Origin of the sequence: Pseudomaricurvus alkylphenolicus, assembly GCF_011683955.1 — a bacterium.
Classification (GTDB): Bacteria; Pseudomonadota; Gammaproteobacteria; order Pseudomonadales; family Cellvibrionaceae; genus Pseudomaricurvus; species Pseudomaricurvus alkylphenolicus.
Map to the genome: position 1 here is coordinate 49,096 of NZ_JAAQPI010000013.1, position 24,454 is coordinate 73,549.

Sequence of the window (24,454 nt, forward strand, 5' to 3'; positions counted from 1 at the left end):
GGGTAACGTTTTTTATTGAATGCTGACTGTAAACCCGCGGTTTACACCGGCATATTCATGACGTCTTTATAAGCATCAATCAGTTTGTTGCGCACCTGCACCATCGACTGGAAAGACACACTGGCCTTCTGAGAAGCCACCATCACATCCGTGATATCCACATTGGGGTCACCCTTCTCATAAGCCGTGGCTAAACCTGCGGAGGTTTTCTGCACTTCAGTGACCTTGTTCACCGCCTGCTCCAGCATCTCACCAAATGACGGTACAGCCTCTGCTTCCTTGGCACCGTTGAGATTAACCCCGGCTGCGTCCTTGACATCCTTTGACGACAGCGGCTCCGGGCGCTGAAAAGCCTGGTTCTTGAGGGAACGCATTTCCACCAGCAGGCGATTGATATCCACGCGATCGGTCATAGTGATTCCTGAGAACTGGTTTGTGGGTTACCACGTTAAGCCAAGCACCCGACAATTAATTGGCGGCGAAGTGCTCGCGGCATGCTTTAGTGGTTAATCTGCACAAAGTGGGCCAATCTTTGCCGGCGGGAGATTGTTGCCGCTTTGATGCCGCCCATCGGCTTGGCGCGTGGTGGTTGAGGTGTTTCCGACAACTGCGGGAACAGTCAAATCCGGTTGAACCCAAGAACGAAGCCGACGACAAAATGGCGTCTTTCCTCCGCATTGAAAGTATGACCAAAATGTCACAGAACTTTCACCGAAACGTCCTCAGCGGGTCTTGACCCGGCAGCCGCAGCGAGTATAGTTTTCGGCCAGACCGATATATATAACAAACAACTAACGCAGTGATTATCGACACGGAGGAAATTCGATATGAGCAGTGAGGTCTTAGCGGTGAGTTCAAAAAGTACAAGTAAAACCAAAGCAGCCCCTCAGATCCGGTCAGCGCCACCAGCCAAGACCGAGACCAAACTCCAAACTGTTGACGCACGTCGGCGCCTGGAAGAACGCCTTGAAGATCTGAAGCTGAAACGCGAAATGGAAGAATTTGATTTTCAATTCTAAGTGTCGAGCTTTTGCTGCAGAACCCGGAAGGGCTTTAAGGAAACTATGAAGGCCATTTGGATTCTGTCGCTCGTGGCAAAGGCTGTTTAGTGCCATAACCGGTCTTAGAAATTCGCAGGATTGGTACTCTGACGGCGTTGTTTATGCGTAGGGCGGATTAGACGCTTGCGCCGTAATCCGCCGGTTCTGCCGGAGATGTTCGTTGGCTTCGGCCCGGTTTTTAACACCCTTGAATGTGCCTGCAACAGGTGATTTGTACACGGCCGCCGCCAATTTAAACCTTCGGCGGATCGGTGGATTACGAAGCGCAAAGCGCTTCTAATCCACCCTACGTCGTGCGGTCGTTGCGGACATTATCGAACGCCCATGGTGCCCTGAACCAGGATTATGAACTTCCGGTTATGGCACTCTGCTGCCTATCAACTCCTGCCCTGACGTCAACCACCATAAGCCAGATTAATATCCAACCCCACATCCTTGAGCCGCGCAATTTTGTAACGCAGTGTCCGTGGACTGATACCAAGGCGTTCTGCGGTGTTCTTCTTACTGCCCCGTTCCTGTCGCAACGTATTCACAATAATCTCAAATTCGCGCTGTTTCAGATCGTCTCCCAAGACCGCGCTATCATCGGTCGGGCTGCTGTCCAAAGACTCGGCCGGCTGAGCCGTAAACACAGCATTATTCTCCGAACTCATCGACGCCATAGCCACACTCTGTGGAACCGGTGAAGCCTCACTAAAAACCGGCGCAGACTGCTGACTGGTGGCGACCACACCTGCCGTCATCAGACTCGGTTTCTCGCTATAACTCACCTGCTCGATCAACCCCAGATCCTGAGCGTAAATGGTCGCACCCGGCTGCAAAATCAACGCACGCTGCATGACATTATCCAACTCCCTCACATTACCCGGCCATGGGTACTGCAACAGCGTTTGGCAGGCACCGGGATCCAGACGAACCCCCTTGCGATACTGCTTGCCGGCATGACGCGACAACAGCTTCTCCGCCAGGGGCAGAATATCGGCCGGCCGATCGCGCAGCGGCGCCCACTGCAAAGGCAACACACTCAGACGAAAATAAAGGTCTTCCCGGAACTTGCCCTCCGCCACATGCCGACGCATATCCCGGTTGGACGTGGCAATCACCCGCACATCCAGACGGATAGTCTTACGACCGCCCAGGCGCTCAACCTCCTTCTCCTGTAAGACCCGTAATAATTTGGCCTGCAACCCGAGATCCATCTCCGAAATCTCATCCAATAACAGGGTGCCACCGTTGGCCTGCTCAAATTTACCCGGCGCACTGCTGTAGGCGCCGGTAAACGCCCCCTTCTCATGACCGAACAACATAGCCTCCAGCATATTCTCCGGAATGGCGGCGCAATTGATGGCAATAAACGGCTTCTTCGCACGGGGCGAGTGAGCGTGAATAAATCGGGCCAGCACCTCTTTACCGGTTCCTGACTCACCGATGATCAACGCCGTGGAATCCGACTCCGCGACTCTCTGGGCCAACTGTAACAACTGCTGGCTGGAAGGGTCCTGAGCAACAGGGGCATCATCACCACTGGGTTCCGCCGCCCCGGTATAACGGCCGACGGTATCCACCAACAACTGAGGCTCAAAAGGTTTGACCAGATAATCCACCGCACCTTCACGCATCGCCTCCACCGAGCGGTCGATGCTGCCATAGGCGGTATTGAGAATCACAGGAATATGCGGGTACTGTGCTTTGATGGCTCGCAACAACTCATGGCCGTCCATTCCCCCCATGTTGACATCGGACACCACGCATTGGATATCGTTCTCCAGCGCCAGAGTCTGGAGAGCCGCTTCACCGCTGTCCGCCGTCAGCACATCATAATCTGCCAGCTGCAGCGTATCCTCCAGCGCCTCGCGCAAGTCCAGATCGTCCTCAACAATCAGCACTCGAGTGAGATTGGTATTGAGCTCGTATGCAGGCAAACCCATGTTATTCTCCTAGATAAAAACTTGTTTTAACCATTCGCCACAGCGCTGTTGGCGCTGGTAATCTGTGCTGCCGTCAATTGCGCCAGAGGAATCAGCAGACGAGCCTCGGTCCCCTCCCCCAGCGCAGAGTTCAGCTCAAAATGACCACCGTGACGCCGCGCCACGCTGTCCACCACTGACAGCCCCAGGCCTGTACCCTGCGCCTTGGTGGTCACAAATACGTCCTTGACCGTGTCCAACAGTTCCGCATCCATACCCGGACCGTTGTCCTTCACACAGATCGATACAAATTGTTCCTGAGCCAACGCCAGCTCGATGTAGATCTCTACATCCTCACCACCGGCCTGGATAGCGTTGTTCACCAGATTGAGAATCGCCCCAATCAACGCATCCTTATGACAACGCAACAGATGGGTGGGGCACTGGTTATCCCAGTGGCAGTTGACCCTATTGGTGGCCAGCAGAACTTCTATCTCTTCGCTCACCCCGGTTGCCAGCTCCGCACAGGTAATCACATCATCCAGCGCCATATCCCCTTTGACGAACACCAGCATATCCTGTACCTGGCGTTCCATATGATTGAGGCGCTTGAGCAACTTTTCAGAGAAGGTCTGCTGTTTGTTGGGTGGTAATTGACCGCCGACGAGATGGCCGGCATACAACATGGCGGCGGATAAGGGAGTTCGAATCTGATGAGCCAGGGCCGATACCATCTGCCCCAAAGCGGATAGCCGCTCATGGCGGCTGAGCTCACTTTGCAAACGTCGGGTTTCCGTCTGATCGGTCAGCAGGATAATCTGACCGTCTTCCGCCAGTGAGCGGGTGGCAATGCTGATGCGACGGCCGTCCTTGGTGGAAATTTCGTGACCGTCGTCGTCCTGTGGGCAAAAGCTGCGCTGGATAATCTCGATCCAACGCATACCTTCCAAGGGTTCACCCAACATATCCTTGGCGGCGGGATTGGCTTCGGTGATAACCCCTCGCGAGTCAATCACTACCACGCCACCGGGCAATACTTTCAGCAGGCTTTCCAGGCGCTCGGCAATGCGCTCTTTTTCCGCCAGATCTTCCAGACGCTTGGCCGATACGGTGTTGAGCTCCTGGGTCAGGTCGGCGACGCGTTTTTCCAGATGCTGGTACGAATCCGCCAGCTGCCGGGACATTTGATTGAACATCTCAAATGCCGCGCGCAGTTCTTCCTTGTCAGATAGATCCCCTTTCGAAAGACTGCCCTTGATGGACTCGGGCAGATCTACCTCTTCGAATACCCCGGCTTTCGCCATTGTGTTGCTCCTGTCACCTGTCACGGGACCGAAGTGGTGTCAAAGACTCATCACTCCGGCCCTACTGACAGGGCTTTTGCAAACACAATGCCAAGTTATTGCCACCATCAAATAGAAGAACGTCCAGGTGTCAGGGGTTTTGGCTCTGCCGCCTGTCGAGGTAAACGCCGGAACCGGCGCCAGAGCACGGTCAGATTTCCCTGATATATCGCCAGAGCCAACAAGATCAGCAACCCTCCCATGGCCGTTGCCGCGGGCACTTGCTCCCCGGCCAACCAGGCCCCAAGAATCACTGCCAGCACCGGTGTGATCAGAGGGATCAGGGACACTGTGGCCACGGGTAGTGTCTTCAGTATGTGGAAATAAGTCACCATTCCCAACAGCGATCCCAGCAATGCCAAATACAGGACCGACAACAGCGAGGAGCGACTGAATTCAACCGTCAAATTGCCATCGACCAACCACCAGCACAACAACAACCCCGGCAAAGCCACCAGCATGGAACCCAACATTTGGTCGGCGGCGGAGACCGTTGTTTTGTGCGCCAACTTTTTGACCAGTACGCTACTGAGGGAGAACAGAAACGTGGAGGCCAGCATCAGCAGCATGCCGATCCAGGCCTCACCGTCCAGTGACAGTTGGTTGTAAAACACCAGCAACAGCCCGCTCATCGCCAGTGCCAGACCCGCCAGTTTACGCCCCCGCAATGCGTCCTCTCCCAGCCACATCCACGCCATCACGCCAGTCAAGAATGGCGAAATACCAAACATAATGGCAATCAGACCCGACGGGATATACTCGGCGGCGCTATACACCAGTGGCATGTTCGGAAAAATACCAATCGCTGCTGCCCCATACACCGGCCAGTGCTCACGACGCCAAAAGCTGGCTCGCCGCACCAGCACACAGACACTCAATGCCAGCGCAGTCGCCAGCAGCGTGCGCAGTGACAGCGCCGCCATGGGCGTGAGTGAATCGTTGCCGATCTTGATGGCCAGCGGCGTGGTGGACCACACCAGAATAACGGTGGCGTAAGCCAGCTGAGCAGACATTGTGTCCTCCAGTTTGTCTGTTTGGCAGCGATGAGAAATGCGGAATCAGAAACAAAAAAGCCGCAGTTTCGTCAGCTGCGGCTTTTGATGAATCAGGGTGTTTTTTAAAACACTACCTGTCGGGTCTTCCCCAAGCCACAGCATGCTCTGCCAGCCAATAACGTGCGACGACCGCACATCGTTTGGCAGCAAAGGCTGGAAATTTGGCTGGGGAATGAAAATTCATAGGTCAAAATTCATTGATCAATGGCAATTGTATTCAATCGTGATAGATCGCAAAGCGAGCATGTTAGAGCAAACCCATAGGTTTGCCCAGAACTATTTTCAGCCTCTCTGTAATTCGTATTTGCGCATTTTCTCAACCAGAGTGGTACGACGTATGGAGAGACGGTCCGCCGCACGCGCAACCACGCCACCGCAGTCGTCCAGCGCTTGCTGAATCAGGCTGCGCTCCAATGTGGTCAGATACTCTTTCAAATCGATGCCCTGCTCCGGCAACAAGGTGGTATCCCCCATGCTGACAACCGTGGTCTGGGAACTGGTCTCTTCCACCGCGATTTCGAACTCCTCTTCCACCACATCAATGTGACGGTATTTCTTGGGCAGATCCTGAACACCAATAACGCCATAGGGATGCATGATGGCCATGCGCTCCACCAGGTTGGCCAGCTCTCGCACATTGCCCGACCACTCGTGCTGACACAGGGACAGGATGGCGGCAGAATTAAATCGCAGTGACCCGCGATTCTCGCTTTCCATCCGAGACACCAACTCGTTCAGTAACAGCGGGATATCTTCAGTACGCTCGCGCAGAGACGGCATTTCAATGGGAAAGACATTCAAACGATAATAGAGATCCTCTCGAAAACTGCCCTTCTCGATCATATCCTCAAGGTTACGATGCGTCGCGGCAATGACACGCACGTCCACAGACTGGGTTTTATTGGCACCCACTCTTTCGAAACAGCGCTCCTGCAATACCCGTAGAATTTTCACCTGCATGTTCAGGGGCATATCGCCGATTTCATCGAGAAACAGCGTACCGCCCTCGGCCATTTCAAAGCGCCCAGCTCGCGAACTGATAGCGCCGGTAAATGCACCTTTTTCATGACCAAAGAGCTCGCTTTCCAACAGCTCCGCGGGAATGGCCCCACAGTTAACGGGAACAAAGGGTTTGTCGCGACGTGGTGAATGATAATGCAGGTTACGGGCAACCACCTCTTTACCGGTGCCGGATTCGCCGGTGACCAAAACCGTCACATCTTTATCGGCCACCTGAGACATCATGCCCCGAACGGCCTCGATATCGCGGCTCGTGCCGACAAGACTGCGAAACAAATGTACCGGGCGTTGATGGCGTGCGCGCTTGTTGGCTTCCACCGCCTCACAATAGCGCTGGGCCCGATGCAGCGTATCAAGAAGGGTATTGTAGCTTGGCGGCTCCGCCAGATAAGTGAGAACCCGCTGCGACAGGGCTACGTCCATATCCGTCGGCAACTGCTGGCTTTCACCTAACAGAACCACAGATACACCGTCATTCCAATCGCGAACTTCCTCAATGCGTTGGGACAGGGAATGCGGCTGGTGGCAATCACCCAGGATAGCAACCACGATGGGAGAGTCTTCTTCCTCTGCACTCCTGGCCGCTTCAACCCAGTTATCACAACCTGTGGTAACCGAGGGCTCCCCCAAAAAGTCGAGGACAACCTTCAAATCATGACGACGCTGTTTATCGTCATCAATCACCAGCACCTTTAACTCTCGCCACATGCGATTATTGACCTTCCCCGCTTAAAAAGTCCGCCCAAACTGTCAGCCTCATGACAACCCTCAAACAGGTTTAGCCAAGACGACCATAGCAGTCAAATTTCTGACAGAATTATTATTGAGAAACCATGCTATAGAAATCTCAAGAATAATAAAAGGCAGTCTTTATACCGAAAGCGACTTTAAATTACAAAGTTATTGCGTTTCTCGCTGATTGAGATCAAGAAGGAGGGTTAAGGTGCCAGACCTACCGGGACTCTGGCCGCTGGGGCTTGATTTGATCCCAGCCGGACTTCACAACCAACAGTAGCTCACTGACCTCTTCGATCATGCTGACATCCATCTCAGTACTGGCCTGCAACAGGCGTCGCTGCATATAGTCGTAAAGGTTGTCGAGATTGTGGGGAAAGTCCGATTCAATGGACAGATCCAGGCTTTCGCGCAAGCCGGACAGAATGGTGATCGCCTTGGTGATGTGTTGGCCCTTGGCGCTCAGTTGATTGGACTCCATCGCCTGGCGGGCTTCGGCCAGACTGGTGAGGACACCCTCGTACATCAGCGCGATCAGCTGATGGGGCGAAGCCGAGTACACCTTGGCCTTGAGGTCAATTTGTCGGTAAAGTTCAGGCCCCTTCATAACGACCTACGCACGTCTCCAGCGGACTCTTCGAACCAAGCTATCGGTAAGCTTAATACATAAGCGTAGTATAACGGTCGCCCCGGGGTAATCAAAACGGGCCTAGAGCAGATGATCGGCGGCATCTCTGACCAGGGTATCGCACTGATCCAGCATGTCGCGGTATAAACCCACCACTTCCTGCAATTCCTGCAGCAGAGCCGCCATGTCCTTGCCAGGATCCTCAGAGGCTTGATCCACTGCCTGCATCAGGCTCGAATCAAGATCTTTGACGCGCTGCCAATCGGCCTTGAGATAGGCATCTTGCAGGGATTTGCGCTCGCGGCACAGGGTCAGTTGAGAGTAAGGCACCACCGCCATAACAACACTCCGGTTCGCTCAATTGAGACTGATTCCAGAATGTTAGCGGCACCCTCCCCGCATTCTTTAGCCTGAATTCACATCAGGCAAATGCGCACCTCAGGCAATGGCATCCCAACCGGCCTTCAGCTCACCGAGCAGTTTGGAAGATTCCGCCAGCACAAACTCGCCGGTATCGGCCTCCGCTTCGCTCAGGCGCTTGATCAGATAACCATAAAGGGAATCCAGCTTGATCGCCATTTCGCCGCCTTGCTCAAAGTCGAGGCTTTGACGCAACCCGTTGATAATTCCGATGGCTTTGGCCATTAACTTGCCTGCTTCTTCTTCACGACCACAACGTAGCTGCAATGCAGCCTGGCCGAGACGCTCCAGTGCGCCATCAAGCAGAAGCTGAATCACTTCATGAGGGGTCAATTGTTCGCCTTGCTCCTCCATTTTCAGAGCGGCCTGTGTTACAGCAATTGACATAGAGACTTCCTCCAGCATCAAAATTCGAAAAAGTGGCAGAAAATTGCCACTCTTCCCTCTCAACAACCAATAAAGCATGGACTGTGCCAAAAAGCATAGCGCGCGCAAAAAACAGTCAACCCCCACCAAAGATCTCGGCAAGCTTGCCCCGATGCCTGCATCACTGGTATATAATCGGCCGTGATCTACACTCAACAGGAATAACAATAGCGGTGATCTGACGGGAAACACACCTGATCGCCGACAGCTTTGGAATGTGAAATGACCATACGGCAGATTGATGCAATCAAAATCTACCAGCGCAAGAAATGCCTGATCATCGATGACATGAGTGAGATTCGGGGCGGGCTCAAGCGCATGCTGAACACCTTTGGGGTTGCCGAAGTTCACACCGCCGCCAACAGCGAACTCGCCATCGACATGTGCGACAAGACTGAATACGACATGGTGCTGTGTGACTACAACCTGGGGGAAGGTCAGGACGGCCAACAGGTACTGGAAGAGCTGCGTTATCGCAAGCTGCTGAAGAACAGCAGCCTGTTTCTGATGATCACGGCCGAAACCTCCCGCGATATGGTCCTGGGCGCACTGGAATATCTGCCAGACGACTACCTGACCAAACCAATTACTCAAACCCTGCTGCAAACCCGTCTCAACCGCATCGTTATCCGCCATGAAGACCTGCTCCCTATTAAAGAAGCAATAGACCGAGAGGATTACCGTGGCGCCATTGGCGAATGCCAGGCCAAACTCGATGCCGGCGGCAAATACACCGGCAACTATATGCGCATTCAGGCTGAACTGTTGTTCCGACTGGAACACTACGAAGAAGCCCAGGAGATCTACGAAGACTCACTGAAGCGCAGCAACCCGGTCTGGGCCCAGCTGGGATTGGGTAAAACCTATTTGGCCCAGAAACGATTCAAGGAAGCCGAAGCCGCCTTAAAGGAAGTGGTAAAAGCCGACCACCGCTTTGTGGAAGCCCATGATTTGCTGGCAGAATGCTACGCCTCCCAGGCCGACTTTACCCGAGCCCAGCGCTCCATGGAGGACGCCGCCACCGTCTCCCCCAAATCCGTACTGCGCCAGCGGCGCCTGGCCAATATGGCCAAGCAAAATGAAGACACCGCCACCAGCCTGCAGGCCAGGCGCGCCGCCCTCAAGGTAGGAGAGCACTCCTGTTATTACAGCCCCCAGGACTACTTCGATATTGTCTCTGAGCTGCTGGATGATCACGGTGAAGAACAGAACCTGGAAACCCGGGTCAACAATGCCAAGGAAGCAGAAATGTATCTGCGCCGGGCTGAGCGCAAGCACCCCAATGACAAGAATCTGAAGCTGCAGCGAACGGCCGCACAATCAAGGCTAGCGAATTACCAGAAAAAGAGCGATCAGGCTGACATGTTGCTCGAAAAGGCCAAGAAAATGCACGATGACGGCACCGAAGAAGCCTTTGCCGAGCTGGAGCTGGCCCAGGCCATGGCTGCCAGAGGCGACAAGGCCGGTGCTGCTGCGCTGATTCAGAAGGTGGCCCGCGAACACCCGGATAACGAAGAAATTGCCGATCGTGCCGATATTCTGTCGGAAGAGCCCGTTAGTAAGAAGGGTAAGAAGATGGCGGCGGACCTTACCCGTAAGGGCATTAAGCTCTATGAGGACAAGGAGTACGATGAGGCTATTGATGTCTTTAATCGGGCCATTGGGCTATTTCCCAACCATATTGGTTTGCGGTTGAATATTGCCCAGGTGGCATTGACCAAGGCCAAGTTGATTGGGCCGACGTCGGACTTGCAGCGGACCACCACTGATAATCTTGAGGCGATTAGTGATATTGATGGGGGTAATGCGCAGTATGCGAGGTATCAGCACTTGATGAAGCAGGCTGGGCAGATATTTCCCTGATTGCCCAATTTTTAGGTCAATGCATGTAAAAAGGCTGCCAAAGGCAGCCTTTTTTGTTGAGATATATCAGCTATAGGATCAGCCTATCTGCCCCCAGGCCTCGCTGATCGGCTGAAGTAAGTCCCGGCATTCGTTGAACTTTGCCTCATCATTCTGAATATGTGCCTGCATCAAAGTACGTTGAACATACTCATAGAGCGCGTCCAGGTTAGCAGCGACTTCCCCACCCTGCTCCAGGTCAAGGAACTCACGCAGACCTATGATGATATTCATGGCTTCAGTGACCTTACTGCTCTTGTTTTCCATGTCTTTCTGTAACATGGAGCCCTTGGCTTGGGCGATGCGTGTGAGCAAGCCGTCATAAAGCATGCCAATAAGGCGATGGGAGCTGGCATCCTGGACACCGGCGTTGACTTGGACCTGACCGTAACTCTTCAAAGCGGCTAGAGCGTTCAATTCTGCCTCCTAAACTGCGATTGGTGCTGCCTTCCTCATTGTTATCGACGGTGATTCTGGAAACTTGAAGGTTAATTTCGACAAAATTACGAGTCTAGAGAGCCCTGTGGGTACGCCTTTTGCTTTTAAAAGCTAGACTGTGGGTTAGCGTCAATAAACCACTACACTGTTAACAGCCTCTCAATACCGGTATGACCAAGATGACGGATATTAACGAACTGCTGCGTCAGGCAGAAATGAAGCACCGCCAGCTTCAGATGGAAGTCCAGTTTCAGAAAAATATGGAGTTATTGAAACTTGTCGCACCGGCGTTACATGAACGTTTTCTGGATTACACACCAGAGGAACTGAGATTAAGTTACGACAGTAACAACGAAGTAAATTTGGTTAATTTTCAGCTTAATAATAAGCCTGTGTATCCCAAGAACCCTGTCGAATTTTGCTCGGAACAGGTGGACAGGTATCTAGCAAAACCATTTGCGCCAATTGTTCAGCTGCAAAAGACTGAGGACACCGAAAAACGCTTCTTTCAAATCGAACTGGTAAATCAGGTTCTCGATAAGTATGACCGCTCTATCAACAATCCGACCGTCAACTGCGATGCTCCTATTGGACTGATGCTGATAACTGGCTGTGGATTGGGATACCACATAGAATCTCTGACCCTGAATCTCAACATTCAGAATCTATGCATTTACGATCCACACCCGGATTCCTTTTATGCATCCATGCATATTATCAATTGGGAACCCATTATTCGCTCCTATATCGATAAAGGTGGAACCATCAAGTTTTACATTGGCATGAGTAAGGAAGCTGCCCTCCTAGATATGCGCTCGCTGGGAGACAAGCTGGGATTATTCAATATGTCCCTCACCTATGTCTATCGGCATTTCAAAAGCAAGGACGAAGCTGCTTTCGTCGAGCGCTATCTCAAAGAATACCACCTCAACTTGACCGGAATCGGATTTCTGGAAGATGAGCAGATCAGCGTCGCTCACTCTGCCAATAACCTCAATCTTGGGATTCCGATCTTTCAACGAAGTGAACAGAAATTTGACTTGCCACCTGCAGTTATTGTTGGCAATGGTCCCTCACTAGACAATCTGATTGATACTTTGAAAGATATTCAGGATCAGGTAATAATCTTTTCCTGTGGTAGTGCAACACCCACGCTTTACCGTGCCGGACTCAAGCCAGACGTCCACATAGAAATGGAGCGCACCAGCCCCACCGCAGACTGGCTAAAAGAAGGAACCAGCGATGAATTCCTCAGGGATATTACCCTGATCGCGCTGAACACTGTCTCTCCCAATACCTTTGAACTCTTTGATCGAAAGGCAATCTTTAACAAGCCCAACGATCTCGGCGCGGACATCATCAATGCGGAGCTGGGCTGCCAGCTTCCTCCCCTCGGCTTCTGCAATCCGACTGTGACAAACAGCGGCCTAAGTGCTGCTATCTACCTCGGCTTCATGGAAATATACCTGTTTGGTGTTGACCTCGGAATGATTAATGAGGATGAACACCACTCGAAGAACAGCCTTTACTATGAAATGAAAGAAAGCACTCAGGACATTGTTGGTCAACGCTATAAAGAAAACACCTATCAGAGAAAAGGTAACTTTAGAGATAAAATCATCACTAATACAGACTTTGATACCTCGCGAAGCAATATGGAAGCGATCATTGGTTTCGTCAAGAAAGGTCGTGATATAAAGATTTATAATCTCAACGATGGCGCCTTCATTGAAGGGGCAACTCCCCTGCACTTAGTGGATTTTAATCCAAGCCAAAAGGAACGTGCAAAAAGCGAATATTTGGACGAACTGCTCTCGGCCAGCTTCCTAAGCTACGAGGCCAAACACCTGGATGCTGACGCCATCAGAAGCAAGTACCTTCAGGAGTTCTATCCGTTACGCCCTAATTTGCAACTGACCGCTGGGCTCGACAACCCAGTGGACATTCTGCAAGATCTTAATCGAGTATTTGCTAACATCAAAGCTATAGAGCAATCTTCCGCCACCAGTGCCATGCTAATTCGTGGTAGTGTCAATTCTTTCTTTACAGCTTTTACCCGCGCCTGCCTATTTGAAAGCAACAAAGACGAGTGCCGACAAAAATATGAATTCTGTCGCCAAGTGTTCGAGAGGTTTGTGACTCAAGCCTACGAGCTTGTAGATAATCGACTGCTTGAAAATGACAAAACTGGGGTCATTTGGGACTACTGACATGTATTACTTGCCCTTCCAGAGCTATCGACGGTAACGAGATTAAATATGGATAAAACTGTGCTCTTCGTCAGTGGCATGTTCAGAAGCGGAACAACATTGCTGGCCAGAATGCTCAATAATCACCCGAATATAGCTTTCGCCAGCGATCCTTTGAGACCATTGATCAACAGCTTTCGATTTGACTGCATCCGGGACGACAGTAATTGTAGCCGATTTGCACCGCTATATGACTATTTCCTCGAATATTCCAAATTAAGGGAAGTCATAGATGGAAAACTAGACCTGCCAATCGGTGGCGAACAGAAGGAACTCTGGAAAACAATTAAATCCAGCGCTGAACCCTATTCCAATCTGTGGGCTGATAAGGTTGACGTAAATAATACTACTGACACTTACGCAGAAGCACTTGACTATGGTCTTAAACTCATCTCGGAAACCTATTCCAAAGGAATCAGCGAGACCTGTATTGGCTTCAAGGAAGTTTGGGGAACAGAGTTCAGCTCCGCATTACTCCAAGGTATATCTAATAGCAAATGTCTAATCATAGTCCGGGACCCGAGAGCAGTTGTTGCTTCTAAGAATTCGACGGATGAACCCTACCCGATCTTTTTTCTGGCTAGACAGTGGCGGAAAATCGCATTTCTCGCCAATAAACTCCAGCAATACTATCCCGAGCGTGTTCACATAATCAGGTATGAGGACCTGATTACAGACCCGAAACTCGAATCGGGTAAAATGTGTGAATTCATCGGTCTTGAGATGCACGGAGATTTTCTCGATGCTGCGAGTTTCAAAGATGGCGAAGGCAAACCCTGGAGTCAAAATAGTTCCTATACTTATGACAATGGCAAACAGTTTCAGACCCTGTCGGTTGAAAAATGGAAGAGTAAACTTAGTGACAGTGATGTCTCCCTAACCGAGCTTATTTGCCATGACTGGATGAATCATTTTGGTTACCAGCCCTGCAATGACAGCCAATCTCTGCTAAATAGAGCTACAACGTACTTCACCCGGCTGGACACCGCTGAACTCGCCGAATGGATAAAACCCTATAATTTTGATGAAAGCATCGTCGAATTTCATAAACAGGTGACCATTGAAAAGCTACGCTTGAGTTCCGTAAAAAACGAAGTGCCACTTGATTTAGCCGACGACTTGCAAATAGTGGTCTCGGATTCATGATCACCGATTATATGGAGTTGATCGAAAAAATCTGGTCTCTTAACCGGGTTCATGTCAGCGACGACACCCTTATGGCTCTGCGTCATACTAAGGAGCTTTACCAAGGTAGCGAACTGTTATCTTATCCAACAGGAGCACGCTTTGGTGCTCTTGGCAGCTGGGAAATCCCCCCAAAATGGTCGGTTAACCACGCCCGTCTTTGCACTTTAAGTGGAAGAACCGTAGTCGATTTTAATGACTATCCGCTTCGCCTCTATAGTTATTCACCATCATTCGAGGGCACGGTCAAGCGGGCTCAATTGCTACAGCATATAACCACCGACCCCGACCACCCTAATGCAATTCCGTTCCATTTTCGCAACCAATACCGCCATTGGGACTGTGAATGGGGCTTCTGTCTCTCTCAGCATGAACTCGATAATCTGACAGAGGACGAGTATCAAGTCGAAATTTCTACACAGTTCAGCGATTCACAACTAACTCAATTGGAGTACGTAAAAAAAGGGCATTCTGAAGAGAGCTATCTGTTGTTGGGCCACTTCGATCACCCAGCTCAGTGCAATGACGGTTTAACAGGCTGTATCGTCGCCAACGAGGTTATTCGACGGCTGCAGGGAAAGGATACCTACTACACCTATCGCGCTCTAAATAGTATAGAAATTATTGGCAGTGTGGCATATTGCGATACCCAACCCATTGAAACTATACTGGAAGCACTGTTTATCGCAGCACCCGGCTGCGATTCCGACATGGCCTACCAGCAGAGCAGCCAGCCGAACAACAGCTTGATTGATCAAGTGGTAGGCCATTTATTCGAGTATCGCAACGAACCCAATATTTGTACTCCTTTCAGGGAACTCTGGGGCAACGATGAGGTTGCATTCGAAACTCCAGGCGTGGATATTCGTTGCGGGTTGCTAGCTAGGCATCCCCTACCCGGTTATCATACCTCATTGGACAATTTCAGTTCTATTTTGCCAGACAAAATAGAAGAATCCATTGAGTTTGTGTTAAGAATCGTGGACGTTGTGGAGAACAACTATCAAGTCAAGAGCAAATACCGCGGCCTGCCTTGCTTCAGTCATCCCTCGATCGATCTATACATCGACTTTTACAATTTGAATGCCACCAAACTTTCCGACGAAGAGTTGTTTAGAGACCTAACAGGTGAAGAAGTTGACTATGTTCGTAGCCATCCACAACTTTGTCACAACCTGATGAACCAAATCAGTCCCCTTCTGACAGATGGAGACAGCCACACCCTTCTGAATATCGCTAAGAGAACCAAACTACCTTTCTTCTTTGTCCGTAACTATCTGTCACGCCTGGCAGAGAAATCACTTATAGAGTTTTCCAGATAATTATGATTATTGATGCTTCTGCCAAGAACAAAGAACTAAAACTGATTTGCAGTCAGAGCAAACACAGTGAGGACCCATCTAAACCCCTATTTTTTTACCATCTTCAGAAAACAGGGGGGATTAGTTTCGCCAATCCGTTGACAATGACATTCAACAGCATTAAAGAGGGTCAAACTCTGGCATTAAGGATAGAAACGCTGGAAGATCTGCACAAAATCAAGGGGCACCCCTTTCATTTCGTCACGTCTCCGCGGCTTGCCTATGGTGCCCATAAAATCCTGGAGAGAGACTATCATCTAACGGCGTTCTTCCGGCATCCATACTCGCGAGTCAAATCACACTATACCTATACGTGTATGCGTGCCCAGGAAAAGCCCTCAGACGAAGGCTTTGAAGCCTTCTTCAGAAATCCAGAAAACTGTAATCTAATAAGCAAACGTTTACATCCGCAAGCGATGGAAACCACACTTTGCGATAGCCAATCAGTCATTGAAAATCTTCAGCAAAATTTCCATTCCTATGCAGACTTTACACTGGTTAATGAATTACTGGCTGTCTACCTATCTCTGTATAAGCTGCCCAATGTGCTTGCTGAGAGAGTAAATAAGACGTTGCCAGAATTTCGTTACGACGGTGAAAAATACAGAGATGAAATATTGGCTCTTAATGAGGAGGATACTTCGGTATGTGATTACGTCAAAGCCAACCCACGAATTCCGAGCCTGAAGGATCAAGTTGCCACAGAAATGTCTGCACACACGCTGATCTTTCACGAATTCGAAAAATTGACAGCGACGAAACAGACGGGAAAAACTGTTAACACCCAAGATTTGCTGAGATTTTTGAAGCAGAACCATAACAGCCTTATCAGTACGGGCAGTTTTTTTCAGGCACCGGGCCAATAATCTACCCAGACAACCAGCGTTCAACCATAAATGCTTCCGCTGCGGGGTACCCTACCTCGCAGCCGCGCCGACGGCACTGCGCCTGAATGGATTCTAATGATCTAACATGCGGAAATTCTCGCAGCTCATCAGCATAACACTTCAGCGCCAACAACTTAGTCTCCAGGCTAGATTCAATATTCTGGTAGAAGTTAGGTCGGAACACTGGCATAGCACTGGAAGCCCATTCGGTACTTGAAGCCACTTCAAAGGTCAAGATTTTCCTGACAGATTGCTCCGGTTGCGGTCGACAAGCCGTCATCACTGCTTGATGTACTTTTCTATGGTCCACATTCAAATCGCCTCCGTGATGCGTAAATACGGTATCGGGACGAAACTCAGCAATTACCTTCTCCACGGATTTAGCCAAATCTAGCAATGCGATAGAGTCCATCTTATTGTCAGGGAAATTTTCCCAATGAAGCTTTTTGATGCCCAGAACCGCAGCGCTAGCTTGTGCCGACTTGCGCCGTTTACTAACAGATTTGGAACTCACACTGTCCCTTGAGCTCTCACCATCAGTCAAAAACATGGTTTCAACTTCAACTCCCTGTGCCGCCAGAAGGGCGATGCTGGCACCGCAGCCTAAAGCTTCATCGTCAGGGTGGGCAGCTACCACTAGTACTTTCTTCATCAGTTCTCCCAGTCAAATATAGCCTTGAGCCCCTTTGGGCCCGCTATTGAAGAATAGATCCAGGCAGCTCAGCCATGGAACAAAGTCCTCGCCCGACTGCGGGTAATTCTTGCACTGATAGTCGTGATAAGACAAGGTGACAGATGCCTGACGCCAGTTATTAGGCTCCAGGTAGTTTCGCCCCAATGAACCGGAGATATATTCAGTTGCTCCCAAGACCTTACAGATGCCCAGCAACAGTTGCTCGCCCTTAAGATCCTCACGAAGATTCAGATTAGAGGCGAATTGTATCGAGCAATCGACTGACAACCAATTGAGAAATTTGCTGATAAGATCATGATTCAGATCCATTAGTCGATCATATCGCTGTGCGAAAGCCTGTTCCAATGCATCGATTACCTCCACATAGTAGGGAGCCTTGGAGTAGGCATGGTGCAGAGTGTTGAGTAATTTTCGCTGCCAGCTTTGTCCATTATCTATCCGTGTTTCTAGAATCAACTGATTTTGACTGACTTTGATCACTGGAACCGTTAACCAGACTTCTCCGTTCCGGGTAAGTATGCGGTTTCGATTTTCCCAATCCCTTGGAGTATATTGAACGTTATCGAGATATACAAAGGTGTCGGCCAAGCGAAATCGATCCAGATAATTCAGTGCCGGGACAAACCTAGGCTGACTGATCACAAGTTTCAAGGCGCATTCCCCTCAAACCGAGAGATTCTATAGATATAGACCGTAAAGTCGTTGCTCATATAATCGTGCCTAAGAACTGTGTAAGGACTGATGTTCTGGCAAAGCGTCAGAACCATTCCAGGATCTGCGTAAAATTCCCGCTCCTCCGCTCCCCCGGCCAAATTGCTTAGACAATTGAATGCCACGCCAATTTCGCAGAGGTCGAAGAGCCGCTGCACCAGTTGCTGCAGGTAAGAATATGGATTTTCGTGTACGAGATAGAAAAGACCGCTGGCAAAGACATAGTCGAACGATTGATCTGGAGGATTAGCTATCACATCTCTGAGCCTGAACTGACCTTCTGGAAAGCGGTAGTTGCAGACATCAATCATCCCCGGCGTGATATCCACCCCGGTAAAGTCAATAGAAGAGAAATGCTCCAGCAGGTACTGGTAAAAATCTCCCAAACCACAACCAACATCCAGTAATGTCTTGCCACTTAAGCAATCAATTTCGGACAGAACTTCAAAGCGCTTACGTTGTGTGGCTCTACCACCCCAATCCACTGACTCAATACTGTTCCCGTGCTCCGCTACCAATTTCGAGTAATAATTTGAAATGGATTCGACGGTGGTTTCTCTGTTACGCACGTCGTTCATTAGCTAATCTCTTTGTCCAGTCCAAGTTGTTTTCCATTTGACAGCTGAAGTTGGCATTGATAGTCAACCAGTTCCAACTGCCCTTGCCCACATTTCACCAGAATTCTCTTAGACGGAAGGATAATCAGATCACCTGCGCCTGGGCCAACTCTCTGCAAATACTCTTGAAGCTCAGTGTCCATTCCAGCCTGTTTCGCCTTCCAGATCGTCAATTTATGTTGATCATAGAAACTAAACGCACCCGGATAAGGCTTGGCCACAGCTCTGATCAAATTTAATACCTCTTGCGAGGATTGATTCCAGTCGATCAAACCATCTTCCGGAGTTCGTCGAGGGTACTGAGTGGCCATCTGGTGCTGCTGAGCTCGCGGTTGAGTATTACCGCGGACGATCTGATCCACCAGTGTATGACTCATGGATGCATAGAGCGGATAGAGTTTTTCCAGTGCATCGCCTACATCTTCCTGTGCAGACAGAGGTACGGTTCGCTGCAGTAATATATCCCCTGTATCCATTCCGCAATCAATCTGATGCACCGTTAGACCGATAGTGCTCTCACCCTTTATGATCGCCCAGTTAATTGGGGCTCGCCCACGGTATCGAGGCAGGAGACTGGGGTGAAAGTTAATTGCAACTTGACTGGCCAGCTCCAAAACAGCCCCCGGAATGAGGTATTTGTAATCAACTACCCAAATCACATCCAGCGGCTTTTGTCTTAGCAACGATGCTACTTGCAGCTCCTCTGGACGCCCCCTTATGACTTCCAGTCCCTGCTGTTTAGCATATTGGTACACGGATTCATAAACAACACCATCTTCCGGGTCAGGTGGATGCGCCACAACACCTGCAACCTCAACATTCGGGTGATTGCATAGGACCTTCAGAGACTCCACACCGACGGTATGATTTCCCATAAAAGCGACAGTCAATGCGGAGTTCATCAATTTGTAGACTCAGAAAAGTTTTTCAAAAATTCCAAGCCATTGGGCATGAATATCACCATTGGTCTGAGCCATATTTGTGAATTCGCGCCGGTATAGAGACAACGTTTTCCATCCATCTCTGAACAGATCGCCCACCTCTCGCCTGGAAACAAACAGCAACTGTCCCACTCCTGCCAACCCACCCTCCCGAATATCCTTGACTAATCCATCACCTGCCGGAGTCGCGCACCGTAAACTTGAATCACTGTCGCAGTATCCGTTGTAATGAAAACGTCCTCCCGGTTTTAGTACTCGGGCAATTTCCCCTATCGCAGCCCTATGATCACTCCAGCCAACACAGACTAGGGCACCGCGATCAATCACAAGGTCGAAAGAATCTGTATCAAAAGGCAAATCGGTAAAACTGCCCTGCAGAAGCTCTCCTCTCAGGTTTTCCTGTTCAAATCTTCTACGGGCAAAATCTACCGCAGATTGACTAGCCTCGATGCCAGAAACATGAAACCCTTCGCGCGCCGCAAACCAAAGATTAGAGCCCGTGCCAAAACCAACTTCCAAAATACGCACCTGATTTCTGGGTTTATCCTTGGGAGAATTGGAAAAAACAAAGCTTACTACGGTATCCCAAGGATACATTTCCCTGTGACCTTCACTGTACTTTTGTTCCCATACGGGGTCGATCTTATAACCCATACGTTATCCTCCAACCAATTCGAAAGACAGTTTCTGACCTTTTTTTACTGCCCTAGTCAGTCGATTGCCCAGCAAATAGTTCATGTGTGCCGGTTTGATACCATCACCAGGTCGCGAAACCGCTAAATTTTCCTCGCTCAATATGGTCCCAGGTTCCAAGTCATAACGTGCTACAACACTCAGTTTGAAATCCTCTCGACTCTGCATCTCTGACAATGTCGGAGCAATTTTGGAACTACCCATCGCCCGCTCGGCTATACGGATACTGCGTACATACTGGGTGAACTCTTCCGGATCGGATGAAAACCAGTGGTCCGGTCCCGGCAGCTCCTTATTCAGAGTAAAGTGTTTTTCGACCCAGCAGGCACCTTGTGTCACAGACATGACCGCAGCTACAACACCTTCACTATGGTCGCTGAAGCCCACGGGGACACCAAAGGCCGCCGCCATTGACTGAATACGGCGGATATTGATTTCTTCTACCGGTGTAGGATAACTCGAGGTGCAGTGCAGTAATATTAAATCTGTGCCGCCAGCCGACTCGAAAGCACTGAACGCCTCATGAATTTCATCAATAGTGGCCATTCCAGTCGACAATACCGTGGGTAGACCACTCATGGCCATAGTCCGAATCAGCGGAAGATTACCAAGGAAGTCAGAACCATTCTTGAGCACTCGAACCCCCAACTCCGCCAGTAGCTCTACTCCTTGTGCTGTAGTCGGGGTAGAGTGAACATCCATCTCCAATTCATTGCAGACGTCGAACAGGTAACCCAGTTGCTCACGACTTAGCTCGCAACGCTTGAACATATCGTACTGGGACTCAACGACTCTTTCTCCTGCAGACAAGTACTCATACGTGATGCTGCGATCAGTAATAAAATCCTCAGTGACGTAGTTCTGGAATTTAACTGCGTCCGCACCCGCCCTTTGGGCCTCTTCGATGGTCTTTCGTGCAAGTTGCATATCACCGTTGTGATTCAGACCAATCTCAGCGACGATATAGGCTGGAGCCCCCATTGCGATGGAACGCTTACCTATGCTGATGCTATTGTTCACTTTTTACAGACTCCAATATTGCGCTCACCACTCGTTCAGTCCCCTGTCCGTCACAAACCTTAAAAGCTGCTGCTGACATTTGCTGGCGTAACTGCGAATCACCGATCATACGGGACAAAACTTCAATAAACTCACGCCGATTAAACCCAGCTCTCGCATCCATCGCTATGATTGCCCCCGAAGATTCCAAGTTTCTGGCGATCTCTCTCTGGTTGTCTGCATCGACAATTTGCAACGTTGGCAATCCAAGAGTGCAGCGCTCCCAGGAGCTGGACCCTGAACCCCCAATAGCAATATTCGCCTCCAACAGATAGTTTTCCATATCCGATACATTCACATGGAGACTGCAACGATAAGGGAGCCACTTGAGGGTCTTCTCCAATGACTCCAGAAATCGATAATTCTTCCCAAGAACAACCCTAACCTGGAGGTTGTCAGGTAAGACAAGGTGCGATAGAGCCTTGACACATTGGGCGGTGATATCCAGTGGATCGCTTCCGCCCAGGGAAATTACTATATTATCAACATCGGAACCTTTGCTGCGTTTGCGTTTGGCATTTCCGGCAAGCATAGCGAATTCCGGACGCAAAAGAGCGTACTGGGGTCCCAATAGCATTGTTGTGGCGACCGCGCCCTGATCAGTATATTCGTCAGAGTGACGCCCCAGGGTCGGGTCCAGCAACAGTTGGCAATGATGCGATCTATTGGCCAAATCATCCATGACCATAACTGCCCCCACATCATCCGCCAACAATTGCTGCCATCTGGCATCCAACGCGTAATGATCCACCACTAATAATGAAACACTCTCTTCCCTTAGCAATGCCAATGACTGCAGGGCATCGTCCTCCGTAGCTCCGCCTAGCCAGCCTTGGTAAGCTGCAGTGGAATCAGTGACAGCGTCGCACTGCAGCAACATTGTTTGGTACCCTCTGGCGGCGATTAATTGCTGAGGGTGTTGATCGTGATTTTTGCACAAAAATAACGATCGCCAACCACGCTTGGTCAGTGCATCTGCTAACACCAAGCAGCGCATAATATGCCCTAAGCCAATTTGATGGCTAGCATCGGCTCGAAATGCGGCTAAAGGCATATCAACGAACCTTAAACAGGGGTTCCAATGGTTCAGCCCTCAACAAGCTGCCCACACGCTCCTCACGGATTGCCTCAACCAGTCCCGGCAGCACTGCTTCATAGGCGTTCAATAATTGCTCTACCTCAGCATCACCGTGGGCGCATGACATATTGTGGCTGCACAGGGTTAGAATCCCACGAGTAAACATTTCCTGTAAAAAAAGTGTTCTGATCTGCCATTCGTTACAGTTACCAGCATCACTGATGTTGAGAAACGACCAGGCAGGATGCCCTGACACAGTAAATATCTCATCTGCGTCCAGGCGTCCGATGATCCGCCTCAAACCGGTTATGACCATTTCACCGCGGCTATGCATCTCAAAAAGTAGATTCGTCTCGTTAATTTTGTCCAGCACGACCTTCGTCGCAGCAAGTGACAGCGTTTCGCCGGCGAAAGTGCCAGAGTAAAAAATCTTCTCCATTAGAAGCATGACTTCCCGACGTCCAACAACTGCGGAAATTGGATAGCCATTGCCCATCCCCTTACCAAAAGTGGCCAAATCAGGAGTCACTTCAAACAGCTCCTGAGCCCCTCCTCTTGCAAAGCGAAAACCCGTGATAGTTTCATCAAAAATCAGCAGTGCTCCGTGACTCGCAACTAGATCCTTGACTTGATGCAGAAACTCATTTTGAGGATACTCCAAGTTCATGGGTTCAAGTATCACGGCTGCAATTTCACCGGGATGTTGCTCAAACACCCGTCGGAGTGATTCGATATTGTTGTACTGGAAGCTGTGGGTAAGCGCTCGAACAGCTGCAGGTACGCCTAAATTTCTAGAGGTGGAGCCGATATACCAGTCCTGCCAACCGTGATAACCACAGACTGCCACTTGATCTCGTCCCGTGTAGGCTCTTGCCAGTCTGATAGCTGCGGAAGTGGCATCTGTCCCATTTTTTCCAAAGCGTACCATCTCAGCACAGGGGATCATTTCCACAAGCTTTTCAGACACTTCCATTTCTAGTCGATGAGGCAGCGAAAAAGTCACCCCCGACTGCATTTGATGGCGGACCGCAGCATCCACTTCTGCATCCTGATAACCCAGCAGCACTGACAACAGTCCATTGACATAATCCACATATACATTGCCATCCACATCCCACAACCTAGCGCCACAGCCCTTTTCCACAAAGAAAGGAGAAACACCCAGCGGATATTGCGTTTTGCTCTTACTAAAGGTCTGGGAACCAAGAGGTATCGATCCTAGCGCCCGTTCTAATAATTGCTCCGAACTGTAGTAGCGACTAGACATCGGCTTTCTCTCTCTGCAGGTACGACTGATCCTTTTGCAGGGATGATTGCATCCCTTCATTACGCTGAATACCGTTGTTCAACTGGGCAACCCGTGGATGGGAATCAAGATAGTGAAGAACATCCTCCATACTAAACTCAGGATTGGATGGGTACAAAGCTTCAAACAGATGGCTAATCAGCTCAAAATCCTCGACTTCATCGACGGTCCAACGATGGTTCGAAAAATCACTCTTCGCGGACACATTGGAAATTCGAAACTTCTGTGGATGATTTTCTATATAACTGGTGACGTGTTCTTTTTCCGATGGTAGACGAGCTTCTTTCCAACTGGTTTCCAATGCAGAGAAAGTCATTACTTCCACATCGAGTCCATCGGGAAAGGTCGGTGGTAGAACATTAGAGGTATAGTCAGATCCAGTCTCACAATGTAGCATTATCACCTGATCGATGATTTGAGGGTCAATCAAAGGGCAGTCGCCTGTCAGCCTTACCACTTGGTCAGCCTTACTATTGACCGCAGACCGATAGTAACGATCTAGCACGTTATCTAAGCTGCCTCGAAAGCAATCCACCTCAAGACGAGTGCACAAGAGTTCAATAGATTTGTCTATAGGCTCAGTGGTGGTGGCTACCACCAGTTTGTCAATCAAACGACTGCGACGAATGCGCTCTATTTCCAGTTCCAGCATAGGCTTGCCCAACACTGGTTTAAGCACCTTGCGCGGCAATCGAGAAGATGAAAGTCGTGCCTGAAGAATTGCAACTATCATGTGTT

Annotated in this window: 24 protein-coding genes; 6 read left to right on the forward strand and 18 right to left on the reverse strand. The window is 50.0% G+C overall.

Translation table 11 applies throughout. The annotated features are described in order from the left end of the window. Positions 1 to 41: 41 nt before the first annotated feature. Positions 42 to 413: a flagellar hook-basal body complex protein FliE gene (gene fliE / locus HBA55_RS26660; protein ID WP_166997751.1), complete on the reverse strand. Its 372-nt coding sequence runs from the start codon at positions 411 to 413 to the stop codon at positions 42 to 44. Between the two features lie 414 nt (positions 414 to 827). Between fliE and HBA55_RS26665 the strand changes: the two genes are divergently transcribed. Further along, positions 828 to 1,019, forward strand: coding sequence for a PA3496 family putative envelope integrity protein (locus HBA55_RS26665; RefSeq protein WP_166997753.1), 192 nt, complete (start codon positions 828 to 830; stop codon positions 1,017 to 1,019). Positions 1,020 to 1,456: 437 nt separating this feature from the next. Here the strand turns inward: HBA55_RS26665 and HBA55_RS26670 are convergent, their stop codons facing one another. The 7 genes from HBA55_RS26670 to HBA55_RS26700 all read right to left on the reverse strand — a co-directional run bounded on the left by HBA55_RS26670 (position 1,457) and on the right by HBA55_RS26700 (position 8,556). Next, a complete protein-coding gene (locus tag HBA55_RS26670; protein ID WP_166997755.1) occupies positions 1,457 to 2,989 on the reverse strand; it encodes a sigma-54-dependent transcriptional regulator in 1,533 nt (510 codons plus the stop codon). 26 nt (positions 2,990 to 3,015) lie between these two features. Next, positions 3,016 to 4,272, reverse strand: a complete 1,257-nt coding sequence (locus HBA55_RS26675) for a sensor histidine kinase (protein ID WP_166997757.1) — start codon at positions 4,270 to 4,272, stop codon at positions 3,016 to 3,018. Positions 4,273 to 4,379: 107 nt separating this feature from the next. Further along, entirely contained in the window at positions 4,380 to 5,324 is a 945-nt protein-coding gene (locus HBA55_RS26680; protein ID WP_166997759.1) for a DMT family transporter, read from the reverse strand. A 324-nt stretch (positions 5,325 to 5,648) separates the two neighbouring features. Then, positions 5,649 to 7,094, reverse strand: a complete 1,446-nt coding sequence (locus HBA55_RS26685) for a sigma-54 dependent transcriptional regulator (RefSeq protein ID WP_166997762.1) — start codon at positions 7,092 to 7,094, stop codon at positions 5,649 to 5,651. Positions 7,095 to 7,338: 244 nt separating this feature from the next. Next, positions 7,339 to 7,728 (reverse strand): flagellar export chaperone FliS, encoded by a 390-nt coding sequence (gene fliS / locus HBA55_RS26690; RefSeq protein ID WP_166997764.1) that lies wholly within the window; start codon positions 7,726 to 7,728, stop codon positions 7,339 to 7,341. Between the two features lie 102 nt (positions 7,729 to 7,830). After that, positions 7,831 to 8,088 carry a hypothetical protein gene (locus HBA55_RS26695; protein ID WP_166997767.1) on the reverse strand — a complete coding sequence of 86 codons (258 nt, stop codon included), beginning with the start codon at positions 8,086 to 8,088 and terminating at the stop codon, positions 7,831 to 7,833. 99 nt (positions 8,089 to 8,187) lie between these two features. After that, entirely contained in the window at positions 8,188 to 8,556 is a 369-nt protein-coding gene (locus tag HBA55_RS26700; RefSeq protein ID WP_166997769.1) for a flagellar export chaperone FliS, read from the reverse strand. Positions 8,557 to 8,817: 261 nt separating this feature from the next. On the opposite strand from HBA55_RS26700, the gene HBA55_RS26705 reads away from it, so the two are divergent. Continuing rightward, on the forward strand, positions 8,818 to 10,458 hold the full coding sequence (locus HBA55_RS26705) for a tetratricopeptide repeat-containing response regulator (RefSeq protein WP_166997771.1): 1,641 nt from the start codon (positions 8,818 to 8,820) through the stop codon (positions 10,456 to 10,458). A gap of 78 nt (positions 10,459 to 10,536) precedes the next feature. Here HBA55_RS26705 and fliS (HBA55_RS26710) read toward each other — a convergent pair whose 3' ends face one another. Continuing rightward, positions 10,537 to 10,914: a flagellar export chaperone FliS gene (gene fliS / locus HBA55_RS26710; protein ID WP_166997773.1), complete on the reverse strand. Its 378-nt coding sequence runs from the start codon at positions 10,912 to 10,914 to the stop codon at positions 10,537 to 10,539. Between the two features lie 200 nt (positions 10,915 to 11,114). Here fliS (HBA55_RS26710) and HBA55_RS26715 point away from each other — a divergent pair, with 200 nt between their 5' ends. Genes HBA55_RS26715 through HBA55_RS26730 form a run of 4 tightly spaced genes read left to right on the forward strand, consistent with a single transcriptional unit; the run spans position 11,115 to position 16,596 of the window. Next, positions 11,115 to 13,145 (forward strand): motility associated factor glycosyltransferase family protein, encoded by a 2,031-nt coding sequence (locus HBA55_RS26715; RefSeq protein WP_166997775.1) that lies wholly within the window; start codon positions 11,115 to 11,117, stop codon positions 13,143 to 13,145. Positions 13,146 to 13,193: 48 nt separating this feature from the next. Continuing rightward, positions 13,194 to 14,330 carry a sulfotransferase family protein gene (locus HBA55_RS26720; RefSeq protein WP_166997777.1) on the forward strand — a complete coding sequence of 379 codons (1,137 nt, stop codon included), beginning with the start codon at positions 13,194 to 13,196 and terminating at the stop codon, positions 14,328 to 14,330. Further along, on the forward strand, positions 14,327 to 15,691 hold the full coding sequence (locus tag HBA55_RS26725) for a DUF4910 domain-containing protein (protein WP_166997779.1): 1,365 nt from the start codon (positions 14,327 to 14,329) through the stop codon (positions 15,689 to 15,691). Before HBA55_RS26720 ends, HBA55_RS26725 begins: the two co-directional genes overlap by 4 nt. A 2-nt stretch (positions 15,692 to 15,693) precedes the next feature. After that, positions 15,694 to 16,596, forward strand: coding sequence for a hypothetical protein (locus tag HBA55_RS26730; protein WP_166997781.1), 903 nt, complete (start codon positions 15,694 to 15,696; stop codon positions 16,594 to 16,596). 1 nt (position 16,597) lies between these two features. Here the strand turns inward: HBA55_RS26730 and HBA55_RS26735 are convergent, their stop codons facing one another. The 9 genes from HBA55_RS26735 to HBA55_RS26775 are packed head-to-tail and all read right to left on the reverse strand — an operon-like array spanning position 16,598 to position 24,449. After that, positions 16,598 to 17,269, reverse strand: a complete 672-nt coding sequence (locus HBA55_RS26735) for a PIG-L deacetylase family protein (RefSeq protein WP_166997783.1) — start codon at positions 17,267 to 17,269, stop codon at positions 16,598 to 16,600. A 12-nt stretch (positions 17,270 to 17,281) separates the two neighbouring features. Continuing rightward, a complete protein-coding gene (locus HBA55_RS26740; protein ID WP_338109472.1) occupies positions 17,282 to 17,953 on the reverse strand; it encodes a WbqC family protein in 672 nt (223 codons plus the stop codon). 5 nt (positions 17,954 to 17,958) lie between these two features. Continuing rightward, positions 17,959 to 18,600, reverse strand: a complete 642-nt coding sequence (locus HBA55_RS26745; RefSeq protein ID WP_166997787.1) for a class I SAM-dependent methyltransferase — start codon at positions 18,598 to 18,600, stop codon at positions 17,959 to 17,961. Continuing rightward, on the reverse strand, positions 18,600 to 19,541 hold the full coding sequence (locus HBA55_RS26750; protein WP_166997789.1) for a methionyl-tRNA formyltransferase: 942 nt from the start codon (positions 19,539 to 19,541) through the stop codon (positions 18,600 to 18,602). Before HBA55_RS26750 ends, HBA55_RS26745 begins: the two co-directional genes overlap by 1 nt. Before the next feature lie 12 nt (positions 19,542 to 19,553). Beyond that, positions 19,554 to 20,234, reverse strand: coding sequence for a class I SAM-dependent methyltransferase (locus HBA55_RS26755; protein ID WP_166997792.1), 681 nt, complete (start codon positions 20,232 to 20,234; stop codon positions 19,554 to 19,556). 3 nt (positions 20,235 to 20,237) lie between these two features. Continuing rightward, the gene (locus HBA55_RS26760) at positions 20,238 to 21,293 is read right to left on the reverse strand and encodes an N-acetylneuraminate synthase family protein (RefSeq protein WP_166997794.1); all 1,056 of its coding nucleotides are present in this window, start codon (positions 21,291 to 21,293) and stop codon (positions 20,238 to 20,240) included. Then, on the reverse strand, positions 21,283 to 22,386 hold the full coding sequence (gene pseG / locus HBA55_RS26765; RefSeq protein ID WP_166997796.1) for a UDP-2,4-diacetamido-2,4,6-trideoxy-beta-L-altropyranose hydrolase: 1,104 nt from the start codon (positions 22,384 to 22,386) through the stop codon (positions 21,283 to 21,285). The genes HBA55_RS26760 and pseG overlap by 11 nt, the downstream gene beginning before the upstream one ends. Before the next feature lies 1 nt (position 22,387). Beyond that, a complete protein-coding gene (locus HBA55_RS26770; RefSeq protein ID WP_166997798.1) occupies positions 22,388 to 23,677 on the reverse strand; it encodes an aminotransferase class III-fold pyridoxal phosphate-dependent enzyme in 1,290 nt (429 codons plus the stop codon). Next, on the reverse strand, positions 23,670 to 24,449 hold the full coding sequence (locus HBA55_RS26775; protein WP_166997800.1) for a cytidylyltransferase domain-containing protein: 780 nt from the start codon (positions 24,447 to 24,449) through the stop codon (positions 23,670 to 23,672). The genes HBA55_RS26770 and HBA55_RS26775 overlap by 8 nt, the downstream gene beginning before the upstream one ends. Positions 24,450 to 24,454: the final 5 nt, after the last annotated feature.

Excerpts from the sequence above, each read along its gene's own strand:
- HBA55_RS26695 (WP_166997767.1), bottom strand. The coding sequence starts at position 8,088 with ATGGCGGTGGTGCCTTACTCTCAACTGACCCTGTGCCGCGAGCGCAAA.
- HBA55_RS26775 (WP_166997800.1), bottom strand. The coding sequence starts at position 24,449 with ATGATAGTTGCAATTCTTCAGGCACGACTTTCATCTTCTCGATTGCCG.
- HBA55_RS26725 (WP_166997779.1), top strand. The coding sequence starts at position 14,327 with ATGATCACCGATTATATGGAGTTGATCGAAAAAATCTGGTCTCTTAAC.
- fliS (WP_166997764.1), bottom strand. The coding sequence starts at position 7,728 with ATGAAGGGGCCTGAACTTTACCGACAAATTGACCTCAAGGCCAAGGTG.
- fliE (WP_166997751.1), bottom strand. The coding sequence starts at position 413 with ATGACCGATCGCGTGGATATCAATCGCCTGCTGGTGGAAATGCGTTCC.
- HBA55_RS26750 (WP_166997789.1), bottom strand. The coding sequence starts at position 19,541 with ATGAACTCCGCATTGACTGTCGCTTTTATGGGAAATCATACCGTCGGT.
- HBA55_RS26735 (WP_166997783.1), bottom strand. The coding sequence starts at position 17,269 with ATGAAGAAAGTACTAGTGGTAGCTGCCCACCCTGACGATGAAGCTTTA.
- HBA55_RS26675 (WP_166997757.1), bottom strand. The coding sequence starts at position 4,272 with ATGGCGAAAGCCGGGGTATTCGAAGAGGTAGATCTGCCCGAGTCCATC.
- HBA55_RS26670 (WP_166997755.1), bottom strand. The coding sequence starts at position 2,989 with ATGGGTTTGCCTGCATACGAGCTCAATACCAATCTCACTCGAGTGCTG.
- HBA55_RS26730 (WP_166997781.1), top strand. The coding sequence starts at position 15,694 with ATGATTATTGATGCTTCTGCCAAGAACAAAGAACTAAAACTGATTTGC.
- HBA55_RS26755 (WP_166997792.1), bottom strand. The coding sequence starts at position 20,234 with ATGGGTTATAAGATCGACCCCGTATGGGAACAAAAGTACAGTGAAGGT.
- HBA55_RS26720 (WP_166997777.1), top strand. The coding sequence starts at position 13,194 with ATGGATAAAACTGTGCTCTTCGTCAGTGGCATGTTCAGAAGCGGAACA.
- HBA55_RS26665 (WP_166997753.1), top strand. The coding sequence starts at position 828 with ATGAGCAGTGAGGTCTTAGCGGTGAGTTCAAAAAGTACAAGTAAAACC.
- pseG (WP_166997796.1), bottom strand. The coding sequence starts at position 22,386 with ATGCCTTTAGCCGCATTTCGAGCCGATGCTAGCCATCAAATTGGCTTA.
- HBA55_RS26685 (WP_166997762.1), bottom strand. The coding sequence starts at position 7,094 with ATGTGGCGAGAGTTAAAGGTGCTGGTGATTGATGACGATAAACAGCGT.
- HBA55_RS26770 (WP_166997798.1), bottom strand. The coding sequence starts at position 23,677 with ATGTCTAGTCGCTACTACAGTTCGGAGCAATTATTAGAACGGGCGCTA.
- HBA55_RS26715 (WP_166997775.1), top strand. The coding sequence starts at position 11,115 with ATGACGGATATTAACGAACTGCTGCGTCAGGCAGAAATGAAGCACCGC.
- HBA55_RS26700 (WP_166997769.1), bottom strand. The coding sequence starts at position 8,556 with ATGTCAATTGCTGTAACACAGGCCGCTCTGAAAATGGAGGAGCAAGGC.
- HBA55_RS26705 (WP_166997771.1), top strand. The coding sequence starts at position 8,818 with ATGACCATACGGCAGATTGATGCAATCAAAATCTACCAGCGCAAGAAA.
- HBA55_RS26680 (WP_166997759.1), bottom strand. The coding sequence starts at position 5,324 with ATGTCTGCTCAGCTGGCTTACGCCACCGTTATTCTGGTGTGGTCCACC.
- HBA55_RS26745 (WP_166997787.1), bottom strand. The coding sequence starts at position 18,600 with ATGAACGACGTGCGTAACAGAGAAACCACCGTCGAATCCATTTCAAAT.